This is a genomic window from Alcaligenes sp. CHO6, assembly GCF_037120595.1.
GTDB classification, from domain to species: domain Bacteria; phylum Pseudomonadota; class Gammaproteobacteria; order Burkholderiales; family Burkholderiaceae_B; genus Alcaligenes; species Alcaligenes ammonioxydans.
Map to the genome: position 1 here is coordinate 1 of NZ_JBANCI010000001.1, position 15,153 is coordinate 15,153.

General features: G+C 56.9%; 16 protein-coding genes. 6 read left to right on the top strand and 10 right to left on the bottom strand.

All coding sequences use genetic code 11. From position 1 onward, the window contains the following. Nucleotides 1–810 precede the first annotated feature (810 nt). Entirely contained in the window at nucleotides 811–1,176 is a 366-nt protein-coding gene (locus tag V6936_RS00005; protein WP_003803067.1) for a DUF4870 family protein, read from the top strand. Nucleotides 1,177–1,334: 158 nt separating this feature from the next. Here V6936_RS00005 and V6936_RS00010 read toward each other — a convergent pair whose 3' ends face one another. From V6936_RS00010 to V6936_RS00020, 3 genes are all read right to left on the bottom strand, one after another. Next, nucleotides 1,335–1,913 (bottom strand): hypothetical protein, encoded by a 579-nt coding sequence (locus V6936_RS00010; protein ID WP_051010451.1) that lies wholly within the window; start codon nucleotides 1,911–1,913, stop codon nucleotides 1,335–1,337. A gap of 18 nt (nucleotides 1,914–1,931) precedes the next feature. Further along, the gene (locus V6936_RS00015) at nucleotides 1,932–3,377 is read right to left on the bottom strand and encodes a cryptochrome/photolyase family protein (RefSeq protein WP_051010453.1); all 1,446 of its coding nucleotides are present in this window, start codon (nucleotides 3,375–3,377) and stop codon (nucleotides 1,932–1,934) included. 106 nt (nucleotides 3,378–3,483) lie between these two features. Next, complete coding sequence (locus V6936_RS00020; protein ID WP_003803072.1) at nucleotides 3,484–3,762, bottom strand: SWIB/MDM2 domain-containing protein; 279 nt, start codon at nucleotides 3,760–3,762, stop codon at nucleotides 3,484–3,486. 319 nt (nucleotides 3,763–4,081) lie between these two features. Between V6936_RS00020 and pyrC the strand changes: the two genes are divergently transcribed. Beyond that, entirely contained in the window at nucleotides 4,082–5,140 is a 1,059-nt protein-coding gene (pyrC, locus tag V6936_RS00025; RefSeq protein WP_003803075.1) for a dihydroorotase, read from the top strand. 135 nt (nucleotides 5,141–5,275) lie between these two features. Continuing rightward, nucleotides 5,276–6,028, top strand: coding sequence for a hypothetical protein (locus tag V6936_RS00030; RefSeq protein ID WP_131070839.1), 753 nt, complete (start codon nucleotides 5,276–5,278; stop codon nucleotides 6,026–6,028). Nucleotides 6,029–6,032: 4 nt separating this feature from the next. Here V6936_RS00030 and ruvB read toward each other — a convergent pair whose 3' ends face one another. Next, nucleotides 6,033–7,103 carry a Holliday junction branch migration DNA helicase RuvB gene (gene ruvB, locus V6936_RS00035; protein WP_003803078.1) on the bottom strand — a complete coding sequence of 357 codons (1,071 nt, stop codon included), beginning with the start codon at nucleotides 7,101–7,103 and terminating at the stop codon, nucleotides 6,033–6,035. Between the two features lie 201 nt (nucleotides 7,104–7,304). Here ruvB and V6936_RS00040 point away from each other — a divergent pair, with 201 nt between their 5' ends. Further along, entirely contained in the window at nucleotides 7,305–8,264 is a 960-nt protein-coding gene (locus tag V6936_RS00040) for a threo-3-hydroxy-L-aspartate ammonia-lyase (protein ID WP_003803080.1), read from the top strand. A gap of 304 nt (nucleotides 8,265–8,568) precedes the next feature. Here the strand turns inward: V6936_RS00040 and ruvA are convergent, their stop codons facing one another. The 6 genes from ruvA to V6936_RS00070 all read right to left on the bottom strand — a co-directional run bounded on the left by ruvA (nucleotide 8,569) and on the right by V6936_RS00070 (nucleotide 13,883). Next, nucleotides 8,569–9,150: a Holliday junction branch migration protein RuvA gene (ruvA, locus tag V6936_RS00045; protein WP_336579217.1), complete on the bottom strand. Its 582-nt coding sequence runs from the start codon at nucleotides 9,148–9,150 to the stop codon at nucleotides 8,569–8,571. A gap of 18 nt (nucleotides 9,151–9,168) precedes the next feature. Next, nucleotides 9,169–9,714 carry a crossover junction endodeoxyribonuclease RuvC gene (ruvC, locus tag V6936_RS00050; protein WP_336579218.1) on the bottom strand — a complete coding sequence of 182 codons (546 nt, stop codon included), beginning with the start codon at nucleotides 9,712–9,714 and terminating at the stop codon, nucleotides 9,169–9,171. A 1-nt stretch (nucleotide 9,715) separates the two neighbouring features. Next, nucleotides 9,716–11,308, bottom strand: a complete 1,593-nt coding sequence (gene purH / locus V6936_RS00055; RefSeq protein ID WP_003803087.1) for a bifunctional phosphoribosylaminoimidazolecarboxamide formyltransferase/IMP cyclohydrolase — start codon at nucleotides 11,306–11,308, stop codon at nucleotides 9,716–9,718. A gap of 26 nt (nucleotides 11,309–11,334) precedes the next feature. After that, a complete protein-coding gene (locus tag V6936_RS00060; RefSeq protein WP_003803089.1) occupies nucleotides 11,335–11,574 on the bottom strand; it encodes a helix-turn-helix domain-containing protein in 240 nt (79 codons plus the stop codon). A gap of 55 nt (nucleotides 11,575–11,629) precedes the next feature. Beyond that, nucleotides 11,630–12,625 (bottom strand): tRNA dihydrouridine synthase DusB, encoded by a 996-nt coding sequence (dusB, locus tag V6936_RS00065; RefSeq protein WP_003803091.1) that lies wholly within the window; start codon nucleotides 12,623–12,625, stop codon nucleotides 11,630–11,632. Nucleotides 12,626–12,722: 97 nt separating this feature from the next. Continuing rightward, nucleotides 12,723–13,883: an FAD-dependent monooxygenase gene (locus V6936_RS00070; protein ID WP_003803094.1), complete on the bottom strand. Its 1,161-nt coding sequence runs from the start codon at nucleotides 13,881–13,883 to the stop codon at nucleotides 12,723–12,725. A gap of 89 nt (nucleotides 13,884–13,972) precedes the next feature. Here V6936_RS00070 and V6936_RS00075 point away from each other — a divergent pair, with 89 nt between their 5' ends. Together V6936_RS00075 and V6936_RS00080 are read left to right on the top strand one after the other, a co-directional pair. After that, on the top strand, nucleotides 13,973–14,458 hold the full coding sequence (locus V6936_RS00075) for a hypothetical protein (protein ID WP_336579220.1): 486 nt from the start codon (nucleotides 13,973–13,975) through the stop codon (nucleotides 14,456–14,458). 341 nt (nucleotides 14,459–14,799) lie between these two features. Then, nucleotides 14,800–15,135: a hypothetical protein gene (locus V6936_RS00080; RefSeq protein ID WP_003803097.1), complete on the top strand. Its 336-nt coding sequence runs from the start codon at nucleotides 14,800–14,802 to the stop codon at nucleotides 15,133–15,135. Nucleotides 15,136–15,153: the final 18 nt, after the last annotated feature.

A 15,153-nucleotide genomic window follows, 5' to 3' on the forward strand; every position in this document is an offset into this window, starting at 1 on the left:
AACGCCTTTGCGCCGATGATAGTGGACGGACGTCTGTGAAAGTAGGTCATCGTCAAGCTCTTATTGCTCAAAACCCCCGCAAGCATCCCTTGCGGGGGTTTTGTTTTATGGGTCGCCACCGCATCGGCGACGGACACACCTGAACGATGCTGATCGTCTGGCCCCTGGGTTACGACTTCAGACGTACCCCACCCCTTCCCAAGCCCGTTCTGGGCACCGCTTATCCCTTCTTGTTGCAGACTACGCCTTTTGGCCCAAGCCGATGGGGTCAGTTATTGCGTATGCTTCCTGGGTTTGAGGGTTGATGTTGAGTCCTCTGCGGGTGCTACCTGTACGATGGCAGCCCTACGAGGGGCGGGTTCAGCCTTAGCGGCTTGCTGAACCTCAGCCTCTCGCATCAAGCCGTTGTCTATCTGCCGGGTGATCGCGGCACTCCTCAGAGGCGACGGGTGCCCTTAAGCCTCAAGGGCGAAGGCGTCTCCCCTGGGTCTGCCTCTTGCTCGCGCTGACCGCCCCTAACTAGGCCCACCGCCCTGAGTACGCTCCTCCCTGCGCTCACCCCACCCACATCAACAATCGTACAAGTGACATCCTGATGCAGTTGGAAGTTAGAGCTTGGGGCATCAACAAGCTGATATGCACCGCTTGGGCATGCTGCTTGAGCATATAGGTACGGTCAGGTTTACTGCCGATTGTTTGCTTCTGCAAAGGTCATGGTGGTAGCTCAGCCACTGTCATACGGTTAATCGCCAAAGTATGGGTAAAATAGTTCGGTATAGTTATCGATAATGCTTGTTTCAGGAGAACCGAATGACTCAGCCCATTAGCCCCGAGCTCGAACCAGGCTTGTCGCTGCGCAAGATCACGCACATCTGCTATGGCTTGTTTTCTCTGGCTATGATTAGTGCAGGTATCTTCGGTGCAGCGGCTGTGGCAGCTGTAATTCTGGCCTACGTCAAGCGTGGTGACGCATCGGGCACGATCTATGCCAGTCATCTGGACTGGCTTATCAAGACGTTCTGGTGGGGCCTGTTGTGGATGGTTTTGAGCGCCTTGCTGACATCCATCTTTATCGGTTGGGTTACCGCCTTGGTGGCTCTGGTCTGGATTATTCACCGTCTGATCAAAGGCTGGTTAGCCTTGGCGGGTGGGCAGGCTTTAGGTCACGACTATTAAAGTGACACCACCCTTTCCAAGGATTTGCCCCTGATCGGGTGAAAAGTAAAAAAGGTGCTCTGATGAGCACCTTTTTTTGTACGTGTAGGCGGGTGTTGGTGCGTGCTTGACCCGTGTGGAGAGGCAGGTCCGACAGGCTTTTGTCTGCTGAGCCGGTATCAGGGTGCCAACAGGTGAACCTGCTCGATATGCATATGGTGCATGCACTCGCGCAGTAGCAGAAGATAGATTCCAAGATTCTGATTATTGATCAGCTCATGGATATTTTCCAAGGAGCCTGCATTCACCATCTTCAGGCTGATGGCTCCTTGGCTGGCGGCGGCATACAGCGTGAACAGATCATCAATCATGTCGCGACTCAAGATGTGCTGTTCGCTACCTTGAGCTTCATTAAGCCAGACGCCCAGATCTTCGGCGTACTCTCCCGTCGCAAACACCATGAATTGACGCAGGTCCAGACTGGCTGGCATGATCGCGTCTTCCACAAGCTCAATACCATGTTCCAACTGAGCCTCACGGGAGTGAGAGTTGGTAAAACAGTGGGATAGCAACTGGGTGCCACTCAGTTCTGGAAAATGCTCGGTGTGAACAGGCACGCCTTTATGAGCCAGGCTTATTTCCGCATGGTCGCTTGCGAAATCCAGGACGGCCACTTGGGCCTGAGGGTGGGCGGCTTGCAAATTTTGCAGCACTACAGCGGTGCTGGCTGGCGGTGATGGTCTGGAGCTGTTTGACATACTTATCCTTAAACGTATTTAATCCGCTGCTTCTTGCTCTCCTGCCTGCTTGAATAGCGCCAAAGCAAGATGCCGTTGGGTATCGTGATCCACAATCGGGGCCGGGTAATGTTGGCCCAGGCGAAATGCCAAGGGAAGTTGTTTGGCTTGCCAAGGTGCGTGAATCGCCTGTTTATCCAAGGACGCCAATTCAGGAACATAGCGTCGTATGAACTGTCCCTCTGGGTCAAATTTACGCGATTGGGTGATGGGATTAAAGATGCGGAAGTACGGTTGGGCATCACAGCCGGTAGAAGCGGCCCATTGCCAGCCCCCCACGTTGGAAGCCATATCGTAATCAAGCAGTTTTTGGGCAAAATACTGTTCTCCCCAGCGCCAGTCTATCAACAGGTCTTTCACCAGAAAGGACGCACTGATCATGCGCAGGCGGTTATGCATATAGCCTGACTGATTCAATTGGCGCATGGCGGCATCAACAATCGGGTAGCCGGTTTGTCCGTCCTTCCAAGCCTGGAACCAGTCGTCGCGGTTAGGAAAAGGAAGGTTCTTATAAGCTGGCTTGAAACTTTCTTGTGCGGTTTCGGGGTGATGCCACAGGAATTGTTGGTAGAACTCGCGCCAGATCAACTCGCTCAGCCAGGTAGCTGCGCCTTCGGAGTCGCTGGGCCAAGCCAGTGCTACTGCCTGACGGATGGACAGTGTGCCGAAGCGCAGGTGCGGAGCCAGGTAAGAGACACCCCGTTTGGCTGGGAAGTCTCGGCGTTCGTGATAGGCGTGAATTCTTGGTTCGAACTGCTGCAGCAGGGTCTGTGCGCCTTGCCAGCCCGCAGGGCTGAGTAGTTTGGTGCGAGCTTCCTCGTGAAAACCCAGCTCCTTCAAGCACGGAAGTGCCTGAGCGGGAAGTGGTGCCCATTGCCCCTGTGAGCAGTCATACGCCTGTATATCGCTTGGCTGAATACGCGCCAGCCAGTTGCGCTTGTAGGGAGTGAATACGGTATAAGGCTGCTTTTGCTGTGTCAGAATCTCATCGCGTGCAAAGATTACCTGGTCTTTGAACAGCTTTAGCACTCGGCCTTGAGCGGCAAGGGACTGGCTGACTGCGTGATCCCGTGTCAAGGCGGCCGGCTCGTAGTCCTCATTGGCATAAACAGTCTGTGCATTCAGATGGTTTGCCAGCAAGGGAATTTGCTGTACCGGGTCGCCGTGAACGGTAATCAGCTCGCTGCCATGTTGGCGCAGTTGCTCCTGGAGGGATTGCAGACTGTCGAGAATGAACGCGACGCGCACGTCATCGGCCGGCAAGGAGTCCAGGATGGTGCTGTCAAAGACAAAGACACAGGCAACGGGCAGTCCGCTTTGTAAGGCGTGGTGCAAGGCAGCGTGATCCTGCAGGCGCAAATCACGACGCAGCCAGCACAGTACATGGGGCGTTTGGATGGTTGGGGTAGGCAGTGAAATCGACATGAAGACGGTAAAACAGAAGGCCGGATGCCGCAGGATGAAAAAGGGCCGCGGCTGAAAGCTCAGCGGCGCGGCCCGATAGTGCCAGAGGTGCCTGGGCACCCCTTGCTTATTTCAGGTGAGCGCTAACCAGCTTGGTCAGTTCAAACATGGAGACCTGATCCTTGCCGAACAAGGGACGCAGTTTGGCGTCGGCATTGATGTTGCGACGGTTCTTGGGGTCTTGGAGATCGTGCTTCTTGATGTATTCCCAGATTTTCTTCGTAACTTCAGTACGCGGCAGCGCGTCGGAGCCAATCACCGCAGCCAGTGTTGGGCTAGGAGTGAGTGGTTTCATGAAGGCTGCATTGGGTTTGCGGGTAGCAGGCTTTTTTTCAGTGCTGGCCATGAACGGAACTCCTGAGAAACGAGTTGAAGGGGCGGGTTATGCGCTAGGGCACGACTTGTCTGTCAGCATACCGTGATACTCCCTGTACGTCCAAGCCCTTTGTGAGCCTGCGCTTTGCAGGTCTGTAAGCAGATTTTCCCGTGTTTACGGGCAAGGGCAGGACAGGCTGCGGCCAGGCTCAGGATTGCCGTGTCTGTCATGCGCGGCACGGGTAGCTGTAGCATAATGATGGATTCGGCCTGCTGGAAGGCAATGGTGATGCCCGTCGCTTGCATAACGCGTCAAAGCGCGGGTTCTTTGTTTGAGATTGAGTAAAGATATGAGCCCTACTGTGGATACCCTGGTCATTCGTCGTCCTGATGATTGGCATTTGCACCTGCGTGATGGCGCTGTGCTGGAATCGGTCTTGGGCCATACGGCGGCACAATTTGACCGGGCCATCGTCATGCCCAACCTGACCCCGCCCGTTACAGCCACTGCACAGGCACTGGCCTATCGCGAGCGTATTCTGAGCGCATTGGCCAAAACCGAGTATGTCGGCAAGTTTGAACCTTTGATGACTTTGTACCTGACGGACAATACTCAGCCTGAGGAAATCGTTCGCGCCAAGGAAAGTGGGTTTGTGCATGGCGTGAAGCTGTATCCAGCCGGCGCCACCACAAACTCCGATGCAGGCGTGACAGATTTGCTGAAGAACTGTTCCAAGGTGCTGGCCCAGATGCAGGAATCGGGCATGCCGTTGCTGATGCACGGTGAGGTCACGGACCCCAGCATCGACTTGTTCGACCGCGAGGCCGTGTTCATCGAGCGTGTGATGATTCCCATGCGCAAGGCTTTCCCCGAGCTGAAAGTGGTGTTTGAGCACTTGACCACGGCAGAGGGCGCCGCTTACGTGAGCCAGGCCGAAGGCCCGGTTGCCGCAACCATCACCGCCCACCACTTGCTCTATAACCGTAATGCCCTGTTCCAGGGTGGCCTGCAGCCGCATTGGTATTGTCTGCCCGTCTTGAAGCGCGAGAAGCACCGTCAGGCTTTGGTAGATGCCGCCACCAGCGATAGCAATCGTTTCTTCCTGGGCACAGACAGTGCGCCGCATTCGCGTAGCCGCAAAGAACAAAGCTGTGGCTGTGCGGGCTGTTATACCGCTCTGCACGCTATGGAGCTGTACGCTTCGGCTTTTGATAAGGCCGGTCGTCTGGACCGCCTGGAAGCCTTTGCCAGCTTGAATGGCCCTGCTTTTTACGGTTTGCCGGTCAATGAAGGAACCATGACGTTGCAACGTAGCCAGTTCACCATTCCCGAGTCCGTGGAAATGGCGGGTGAGCCGTTGATTCCTCTGGCTGCCGGCCAGGCTCTGGACTGGAGTGTGGTGAGCTAAGGGTGAAAGAAGCCGTCCGATTTCAGTGTCTTTGATAGCGCTGAGTCGGGCAGCTCCTGATATCTGCTTTCACTGCAAGATAGCTCCGTGGAAACTGCTTTTCTTGATACAGCGTGGTCTGCCTTGGCTGTTCGCATGGCCGCCACTGCTTTGGTTGTTGTTCTGGTTTCGTGGTCAGTCGGGGTATTTGGGCCCTTGATTGGTGGTGCGCTGGCGGGCTTGCCTATGGTATTGGGCCCCGGCTTTTATTTTCTGTCCCAGCAGTTTCCTGCCGATTATGTGCAGCAGGCGGCAACCTATGCCGTGTATTCGCTAAGCGCGACTCAGCTGTTCTTGCTGCTCATCATTCTTTGTGCTCCCACCCTGTCGCCCTGGCGCACCTTATTGTGTGCAGTGGCAGGTTGGGCGGTGGCAGCCTTGCTCCTGTCCTTTATGCCTGTGCAGCCCTTGCTGGGCCTGGCTTTGTTTATTGCTGTGACTGCGTTCAGCTTGCGCGTTTCGCGCCGTCTGGCCGGCATGAAAGGAAGCAGCAAAGCGAAGGCGGGCTGGGGCTTGCTGATATTCAGAGGGGCTTTGGCTGGACTTTTGGTCGCTATCGTGACCACCAGCAGCTCCCTGCTGGGACCGAGCTTGTCAGGGCTGATTATGGCCTTCCCCATTGGCTACACCGTGGTGGCGGTGACCATTCATCAAACCTTGGGTGCGGCAAGCCTGGTAGCGACCTTGCGTTCAGCGTTGTGGGGGACAGGTAGCCTGGCGGGGTTTTGCACCACGCTGGCGCTGACTTTCACGCATCTGCACTGGCTGACAGCCTTGTTGCTGGCTGCCGCCGTGTCGATTGCGATTACCTTGCTATTGGTGTTTCGCCCCTGGGCTCGCCGGGATTAAGTACTTATTCTGCGTCGAACAGATCCTGACCCTGTGTGTTGCGTGGAGGCGTTAGCCCCAAGTGACGCCAGGTGTTCAGGGTAGCAATACGGCCCCTGGGGGTGCGTTGCAAAAAACCGTGCTGGATCAGATACGGTTCGATCACATCTTCGATGGTGTCGCGCTCTTCACCAATGGCAGCGGCCAGACTGTCTACGCCCACTGGGCCACCGTCGAATTTATGCACGATGGCTTCCAGCAGTTTTCTGTCCATCAAATCCAGACCTTGCGGGTCCACTTCCAGCATGGACAGGGCGGCTTGTGCACACTCGGTATGGATGATGCCGCCGGTTTTGACTTCGGCGTAGTCGCGCACCCGGCGCAAGAGCCGGTTGGCGATACGTGGTGTGCCGCGTGAACGGCGGGCAATTTCGTAAGTGCCTTCATCGGTTGTGCTGACATTAAGCAGCCCCGCACTGCGCGCCACGATATGCGTCAGGTCTTTGACGTCATAGAACTCCAGGCGAGACACAATGCCAAAGCGGTCGCGCAAGGGATTGGTCAACATGCCGGCGCGAGTGGTCGCGCCGACCAGGGTAAAGGGCTGCAAATCCAGTTTGACGCTGCGGGCGGCCGGGCCTTCGCCAATCAGGATATCAATTTGAAAGTCTTCCAGCGCTGGATACAGAATTTCCTCCACGACGGGGGACAAGCGATGGATCTCGTCAATAAAGAGAACGTCGTTGGGTTCCAGATTTGTCAGCAAGGCGGCCAGATCACCGGGACGCTCCAGCACGGGACCGGAAGTCTGGCGCAGGTTCACCCCCATTTCATGGGCAATGATGTGAGCCAGGGTGGTTTTACCTAAACCGGGAGGGCCAAACAGCAAGACGTGGTCTAGCGCTTCCTGGCGCTGGCGAGCAGCCGCGATAAAGATTTCCAGCTGTTCGCGGGCCCGGGCTTGCCCGACATAGTCCTCCAGCATCTTGGGTCGCAAGGCGCGTTCGATGGACTCTTCGTTGGGCGACAGGGGCTTGGGCGTGATGATGCGCTGTTCAGAAGGCAGGCTGGAGAGCGAATCGGAATGAATGGCCATGATGACTACGCTGATTGAATATACAGTATGGTACACCAAGCGCAAGCCGCTTGAGTACCGTCACCGGCGTGGGATGAGCGGCCGTAGACCTCTCATGCTTCACACCTTGTGCCGGAACCCGGTTTTAAGCACTCAGGGCTAGGCCACGTTGCGAGGCATCCTCCATAATGTGGACTGGAGTTTTCAAACGAGATTTTAGCCATGTCCCTGGAATTACCTGTTTTTGCTGATGTTGTAGCCGCCGCTGAACGCTTGGCGCCTGTGGCACACCGTACACCAGTCTTGACTTCTGCCACCTTGAACGAGCGCCTGAATGGCGAAGTCTACTTCAAGTGCGAGAACTTTCAGCGTATTGGTGCTTTCAAGTTTCGCGGTGGCTTCAATGCGCTGGCGCAGTTGAACGAGCAGCAGAAAAAAGCAGGTGTCGTGGCTTTTTCCTCTGGCAATCATGCGCAGGCGGTCGCCTTGTCGGCCAAGCTTTTGGGCATACCGGCCACCATCATCATGAATTCGGATGCTCCGGCTGCCAAACTGGCTGCGACGCGCGGCTATGGTGCCAAAGTGATCGAGTATGACCGCCTGACCCAGGATCGTGCCCAGATTGCACAAGAGTTGGTGGATCGTGAGGGGTTGACCCTGATTCCCCCCTTTGCACATCCCGATGTCATCGCGGGGCAGGGTACGGCCGCATTGGAGCTGTTGCAGGACGTGCCGGACTTGCAACAGTTCTACGCGCCCTTAGGAGGCGGCGGCTTGCTGTCGGGCTGCTTGCTGGCGGTCAAGGCCATGGCTCCGGCTTGTGAAGTCTTTGGGGTGGAGCCGCAGGCAGGAGATGATGCCCAGCAGTCCCTGCGCAGTGGGGAGATCGTCAAGATTGCGCCGCCTGCATCGATTGCGGATGGGGCACTGACCCAAGCGTTGGCACCGATGACATTTGAGTTGATTCGCAGCATGGTGACGGATATTTTGACGGTGCCTGATACCGAGCTGGTTCAGGCCATGCGTTTTTTTGCGGAACGCATGAAGATGGTGGTGGAGCCTACAGGCTGTTTGGGGGCCGCGGCGGTAATGCGGCAGGGAGATTTGCAAGGCCGCAAGGTGGGCGTACTGATCAGTGGCGGTAATGTGGATGTGTCCGCCCTGGGGCGTCTGCTTGCTTGATGCGTTAAATGGGTTGCAGACGCAGGCATTGATCTTGCCCATGTTTCAAAAAGCGGGTCAAACTGGAGTTGCAAACGAGCAAACGAGCAAACGAGCAAACGAGCAAACGAGCAAACGAGCAAACGAGCAAACGAGCAAACGAGCAAACGAGCAAACGAGCAGACCACAGTAAGCCAATAGGGCAGTTAGCCCGTACCTCATCTCATCAATAAGCGTCATGATGGATAAGTTGCCCCCTGTATAGACAAAGAAACCGGGCCGTTCCTATGAACAGCCCGGTTTTTTTATACATGGCAGTGTGGTATCAAGCGCGTGACAGCGACTTCAGTGCCTGCTTGATCCCTTCCGACACATCAATATCATCCGGCAAGGCTTTGACAGCAATACTGGCCTCCTTGCTGGAATAACCCAAAGCTTCCAGAGCATGCAATACGTCATCCCGGCTGTTGGGCACCGCGCTGACTGTACCGCTGGAACCCAGGTCCGCACCCAGCTTGCCGCGCAACTCCAGTAACAGACGCTCGGCAGTTTTTTTACCTATACCGGGGATCTTCACCAGACGGGAAGTCTCCTGGCGTGTAATAGCATCGGCCAGCTCTTCAGCACTCATGCCCGAGAGCAAGGACAGGGCCGTGCGGGCACCGATGCCGGTGACTTTGATCAGTGCCTTGAACGTGCTGCGCTCGTTCAGGCTGGAAAAGCCAAACAGCACGTGAGCATCTTCACGAATAGCCAGGTGGGTGTACAGATTGACCTGTGCGCCCAGTTCCGGCATTTGGTAGAGCGTACTCATGGGCACATCGATTTCATAACCAACCCCACCCACATCCACACAGATGGTAGGCGGTTGTTTCTCGATCAAGGTACCCCGGATGCGACCTATCATGACATTCCTTCTGGATAGTTAACCCAAGATCCGGCCAGCGCGAATGCGACGGCGCGGCCCGGTGGTGATGGCTCCGCTTTTTTGCAGGCCGCCCACCACACTGCTGTGATGAGCATGGCTGATGGCGCAGGCCAGGGCATCGGCCGAGTCCGGCGCAGGCAGGCCGTTCAGCTGCAGGAGCCGCTGTACCATCAGCTGGATTTGTTCTTTGGCAGCATGACCGCTGCCGGTGACGGTTTTCTTGATCTGCAAAGCGGTGTACTCATGCACATCCAGTCCACCTACAGCCAGCGCACACAAGGCGGCACCCCGAGCTTGCCCCAGCAAAAGGGTAGAGGCCGGGTTGCTGTTGACAAAGACTTTTTCGATCGCAGAGGTATCGGGCTTGCTGTGCTCAATCACTTCCGTGATGTGAGTCAGAATCAGCTTTAGCCGCTCTGCCAGAGGCAGATCAGGCGGGACCACAATGGTCCCGCTGGCCACATAGCGCAAGCTGGGCCCCTGGGCGTCGATCACTCCGAAACCAGTGCGACGCAAGCCAGGGTCTATGCCCAGGATTCGCATATTAGTGACGGAAGTGGCGTGTGCCGGTCAGGACCATGGCAATACCACGCTCGTTGGCGGCGGCGATGACTTCGTCATCACGCACGCTGCCGCCGGGTTGAATCACGCAGGTGGCGCCCGCTTCGGCAACCACATCCAGACCATCGCGGAAGGGGAAGAAGGCGTCGGATGCGACGGCTGAACCCTGCAGGGTCAAGCCAGCGTTTTCAGCCTTGATGGACGCGATGCGGGCGGAGTCCACACGGCTCATCTGGCCTGCGCCCACGCCCAGCGTCATGCCCTGACCGCAGAACACGATAGCGTTCGATTTCACGTACTTGGCCACGTTCCAGGCAAACAGCATGTCTTGCATTTGCTGAGCCGTAGGTTGAACTTGCGTCACAACCTTGAAGCCTTCGGTGTTGTCGCGGAACGTGTCAGGTGTTTGCACCAACCAGCCGCCGCCGACACGCTTCACGTCAAAGGCGTTGTGCGCCTGACCAGGCTGAATGCTGAGTACGCGTACGTTCTTTTTGGCAGCAAATACGTCCAAGGCGCCTTGTGTGTAGGAAGGTGCCAGCAGCACTTCTACAAACTGGCTGCTGATCGCTTGGGCAGCGGCTTCGTCCACTTCGCGGTTAAAGGCAATAATGCCGCCAAAGGCCGAAGTTGGGTCGGTTTGGAAGGCTTTGCGGTAAGACTCTTGGGCAGTTTCGCCCAGCGCCACGCCGCAAGGGTTGGCGTGCTTGACGATGACGCAAGCGCCGGCATCAAAGCTGCGCACACACTCCCAAGCTGCATCGGCGTCTGCAATATTGTTGTAAGACAGCTCTTTACCCTGCAATTGCTTGTAGCGGCCCAGCAGACCGTCGCCAATGGTGCCGTCTGTGTAAAAGGCAGCGCTTTGGTGCGGGTTTTCGCCGTAACGCAGGGTCTGTTCCTGTTTGAGCTGAATAGTCAGCACATTGGGCCATGTGTTCACTTCGGGGGCGCTGTCCTGGGCGGGCTCGGCTTGAGCCAGGCTGCTCAGGTAAGCGGCAATCGCGCCGTCGTAAGCGGCCGTGTGAGCATACACTTTGGCCGCCAGTTCCAGACGCAGGCCGTAAGAAGGGTGACCGGCAGGGCCGTCCATATCCGCCAGCACGCGTTCGTAATCAACAGGGTCAATCACGACACAGGCGCCGCCTTCGGGGGTGCCGTGATTTTTGGCTGCTGCACGCAGCATGGCAGGGCCGCCAATATCAATGTTTTCCACCGCATCGGCGAAGGTGCAGCCGGGCTTGGCGATGGTTTCACGGAACGGGTAAAGATTGACGACCAGCAGATCGATACGGTCAATGTCGTGTTCTTCCAGCGTCTTCAAGTGTTCGGCGCTGTCGCGACGAGCCAGCAGACCACCGTGAATTTTTGGATGCAGTGTTTTGACACGGCCATCCAGAATTTCTGGCGAACCAGTGTGCTGGGCCACTTCGGTGACGGTCAAGCCAGCCTGGGCCAGCAACTTGGCCGTGCCGCCTGTGGAAAGGAGACGCACGCCACGTTGGGCAAGTGCTTGGGCGAACTCGACAATACCGGTTTTGTCGGAGACAGAAAGAAGAGCTGTCTGGATTTTCATGGAAGGTGAGACGTGAGAGTTAGGAATCAGGGTTGCAGGTTGTGGGCACTGAGCTTCTTGCGCAAGGTACTGCGCGTGATGCCCAGCATTTCCGCGGCCTTGGACTGATTGCCTGCGGATTTTTCCAGGGCAACTTGCAGCACAGGCCGTTCCACGCACGAGATGACCATCGACAACAGATCGCGTGGCTCGGATTCGCCCAGATCGGCGAAATAGCGCTCGAGGCGTTCACGTACGGACTGTTCTAGTGGGTTGGTCGTTGACATTTTTTTCTGAAGGTATACGAAGTACTTAAATACAAAAGAGCCACATGGCTGACTTTTATTGCAGGTAGGGCTGGTCCAGGTCGCATTCTTGAAACCATTGAGTAATGGCTTCTAATTGATCTGCACAGTTTTCGATACGATTAATCTGATCCAGCCAGTGTCGGGCGTCAGGCATGTCCGACAGATACCAGCCTATGTGCTTGCGGGCAGTACGTACTCCAGTGTGCTGCCCGTAGAAAGCGTAATGGTCTTGCAGGTGTTCGATCATGCAATCGCGCAGCTCGCCAAAGGTGGGGGCAGCGCGATGTTCGCCATGCTCGAGATAATGCAGGATTTCCCGGAAAATCCAGGGGCGTCCTTGCGCGGCTCGGCCTATCATGACGGCATCCGCTCCGGTGTACTCTAGTACGAATTTTGCCTTTTCGGGACTATCGATATCCCCATTGGCGATGACCGGAATAGAGAGACTGTTTTTGACTTCGCGTATGGTGTCGTATTCGGCATGGCCCTGGTAGAAGTCGCAGCGGGTGCGGCCATGCAAGGTCAAAGCAGCGATGCCGATATCCTCGGCCAAGCGGGCAATACGAACAGCATTGCGCGATTGCGCATCCCAGCCGGTGCGGGTCTTGAGTGTAACCGGAACCTGGTAGGGAGTACATGCCTTGACAACATGCTCAAGGATCTGGATGATGCGCGGCTCATCGCGCAGCAGGGCGGAACCGGAGGCGACATTGCACACTTTTTTGGCCGGACACCCCATATTGATATCAATGATGCGGGCGCCTTTGCGGATATTGAACACCGCTGCCTCGGCCATCATCTCGGGGTCGGAACCGGCAATCTGTACTGCCACCGGATCGGCCTCGCCCTCGTGATTGAGGCGCCGTGATGTTTTCACGCTGTCCCACAAACGCTTGTTGCTGGCAGCCATTTCCGAGACGGCATAGCCTGCGCCCAAGGTCTTGCACAGACGACGATAAGGTCTATCTGTGACTCCCGCCATGGGTGCAATGAAAATAGGGTTGGGAAGGGTCCAGGGGCCGATACGCATGGGAAAGATTTTAACCCTGCGACACCGGTTCGTGCGCAAGGACTTGCAAGAAGAAAAAAGGGTTAGCCCCGATTCGGGGCCTTGGCAGCCAGTGTGCTTACGCGCGCATCCCTTGCAGAAGTTGCCGGGCAAATGGCTGACGGGCAAAAGGCAGGGTGTCCATGGCCAATAGCCCCAGACCACAGGCATGCTGGATCAATGGGTTTCTGGTCGCAAACAAGCGTGGCAGCGTGTCCGTGATGGCCGCCGTCAGCCAGCGATCAGGGCGACGCAGGCGCGCGTAACGAGCCAGAAATGGGTCTGGGTTTTGCCGACAATCTGCTTGCCAGGCCGCCAGGCACTGTGACAATTGCGCGACATCGCGCAAGCCCAGGTTCAGGCCTTGGCCGGCCACCGGATGAAGGGTCTGGGCCGCATTGCCTACGGCCAGCAGACGTTCGGACAGGCGGCTGGGGCCGGCATGAAAGGCGAGGGGGAAAATGTGGCGTTTCGATACCAGCTCCAGCTGTCCCAAACGCTCGCCAAAGGCGTGCAGCATGGCGGTCTGGAACTGCTCAACAGGTAGTTCGGCCAGGGACTGGCTGCGCTCAGGGCTGTTGCACCAGACGATTGCGTACAGATCCGGCGCATCAGGATGGGGCAGGGCTGCAAAGGGACCATTTTCCGTAAAGCGTTCATAAGCCCAGCCGCTTTGAGGCTGACTGGCGCGCACGGTGGTCAGCAAGGCGTGCTGACCATAGTCGCGGCGCACCCCTTTGGGGCGGACGCCATCGCATTGCACGGCCAGTAAGGCAGTGGCCTGCCCGCTATCGTGATCGACCAAAATCTGTCCGGGGGCGCTGTGGGTCTGCGCCTGCTGCGCGGGCAACAGGGTCACGCCGCTGTCTCGCAGTCGAGCGTGCAAGGCCCAGAGCAAATCGTCGTAATGGACGACGGCGCCCAGATCAGGCACCCCCAGCTCGTCAGCCTGAATCAGGCAGCGGCCCAGTCGTCCTTTCTGGGAAACATGCACGGTGCGCATCAGGGCCGCGCGCTCCGGCCAGGCCTGGAGCTGGTTCACAATCAGGCGGCGGCTGCCGTGATTGAGAGCCAGGGTGCGCGGGTCGCCCTGTGCATGTTCGGTGCTGGCCAGGTCGAAGTTTTTCCCCAGAACGGCGATACGTGACGGATTTGGGTGCTGGGCAGCCAGCATTAGCGCCAAAGCTGCGCCTACGGGACCGGCGCCACAAATGGCGATGTCGTAGTCAGTGGCATTCATGGGAACCTCATGACGGCAAGGAAGTAATTCGGGTATTGTACGGGAAGGTGGCTGTCAATTTGCCGTCAGGCCCGTGACAGCTGTGAGCAATGGCTGACAACACAAGCCCGGACTGGATGCTCCGCATGCCCCACCCGACTTTGTCATTGGAACAGACCAAACCATTTCGTCATCAGCTTACCGCCGCCTGCCTGTCCTTGCTGTTGGGGGCGATCGGCGCGCATGGCTGGTATCTGGGTCGTCGCTACTGGTATATCCCTTTGATGGTGACGGCATTGGCCATAGGGGGCACGGTGGCATGGAAGCAGGGGCTGGACGATGTGTTCCCGAACATGCTGATTTTGCCGGTCAGCGCCGGGATAATCGAAGCGGTGGTCTTGGCCCTGCGCAATCCGAAAAAATTTGATGCTCTCTACAACCCGCAAAGCGAGCGGCATAATCAACATGGCTGGCCTTCTGTCTTGACCGCCGTTATCGCAAGCGTCGCGTTTGTGAACATTAGCCTGTACTGGCTGGTACACATCATCATGGCGGTGTACCGCCACCTGGGCTGGCTGGATCTGTCTGTGTATTAAACACATCAAGTGCCTTGTAAAGTAAAGGTTTTTCACAGGTCTTCCCTTGTGAAGGAAGCAGGGGCACGTTACAATGCAAGTTCTTTCGTTTTATAGGAGCTGTGTGGTGAATCCCGACCCCGGCGACAGTGCTAGTCGATCTATGTTCGACCTAACCATGTCCAGGCGCGTTCAGGCCCGCTGATTCCTTCACAGCTTGCCGCGTCCTGGTAATCTCAGGGCGTGGTATCTCAGGCAGCTGTTCTGCTGCCCTCAATTCCCCGCCATTTCATTCTCTGGAAAGCCCTTGGCTTTTCCGAATCCTGATGTGTTGCAACGTTCATGTGCAATAGGGGGAATGTATGCGTATTTTTGATCTCTTTTTGCGCCGTGCCGGCATCCAGGCTTCTGCCCTGCGTGCCCGTGCTCCTTTGTCCGTCTCTCGCCTGACGGTTGTCTGCCCACGTGGCGATCTGGCTCAGATTCGGCGTCGTATCTATTCAGACCTGAATACGGCGGGTATCCGTGTGGCCAATGTGCAGGTTGACCATTCCGACACGCATGATACGGCCTGCGTGACGTTGACCTGTCCGCCCGAGTTGCGTGCCGAGCTGATGCAGCGCGCACGGCTGATTCGGGATTATCCCGGTGTGTTGAATGTGAAGTGGGCAGGGCGCGAGCGTATTGCTATAAACTAAACCGCAACTGGATTTGCG

Bases quoted from the DNA above. Each gene is read 5' to 3' on its own strand.
- dusB (WP_003803091.1), bottom strand. From the start codon at position 12,625: ATGCGTATCGGCCCCTGGACCCTTCCCAACCCTATTTTCATTGCACCC.
- V6936_RS00060 (WP_003803089.1), bottom strand. From the start codon at position 11,574: ATGTCAACGACCAACCCACTAGAACAGTCCGTACGTGAACGCCTCGAG.
- V6936_RS00020 (WP_003803072.1), bottom strand. From the start codon at position 3,762: ATGGCCAGCACTGAAAAAAAGCCTGCTACCCGCAAACCCAATGCAGCC.
- V6936_RS00005 (WP_003803067.1), top strand. From the start codon at position 811: ATGACTCAGCCCATTAGCCCCGAGCTCGAACCAGGCTTGTCGCTGCGC.
- ruvB (WP_003803078.1), bottom strand. From the start codon at position 7,103: ATGGCCATTCATTCCGATTCGCTCTCCAGCCTGCCTTCTGAACAGCGC.
- V6936_RS00070 (WP_003803094.1), bottom strand. From the start codon at position 13,883: ATGAATGCCACTGACTACGACATCGCCATTTGTGGCGCCGGTCCCGTA.
- V6936_RS00080 (WP_003803097.1), top strand. From the start codon at position 14,800: ATGCGTATTTTTGATCTCTTTTTGCGCCGTGCCGGCATCCAGGCTTCT.
- V6936_RS00075 (WP_336579220.1), top strand. From the start codon at position 13,973: ATGGCTGACAACACAAGCCCGGACTGGATGCTCCGCATGCCCCACCCG.
- pyrC (WP_003803075.1), top strand. From the start codon at position 4,082: ATGAGCCCTACTGTGGATACCCTGGTCATTCGTCGTCCTGATGATTGG.
- ruvC (WP_336579218.1), bottom strand. From the start codon at position 9,714: ATGCGAATCCTGGGCATAGACCCTGGCTTGCGTCGCACTGGTTTCGGA.
- V6936_RS00030 (WP_131070839.1), top strand. From the start codon at position 5,276: ATGGCCGCCACTGCTTTGGTTGTTGTTCTGGTTTCGTGGTCAGTCGGG.
- V6936_RS00015 (WP_051010453.1), bottom strand. From the start codon at position 3,377: ATGTCGATTTCACTGCCTACCCCAACCATCCAAACGCCCCATGTACTG.
- purH (WP_003803087.1), bottom strand. From the start codon at position 11,308: ATGAAAATCCAGACAGCTCTTCTTTCTGTCTCCGACAAAACCGGTATT.
- V6936_RS00010 (WP_051010451.1), bottom strand. From the start codon at position 1,913: ATGTCAAACAGCTCCAGACCATCACCGCCAGCCAGCACCGCTGTAGTG.
- ruvA (WP_336579217.1), bottom strand. From the start codon at position 9,150: ATGATAGGTCGCATCCGGGGTACCTTGATCGAGAAACAACCGCCTACC.
- V6936_RS00040 (WP_003803080.1), top strand. From the start codon at position 7,305: ATGTCCCTGGAATTACCTGTTTTTGCTGATGTTGTAGCCGCCGCTGAA.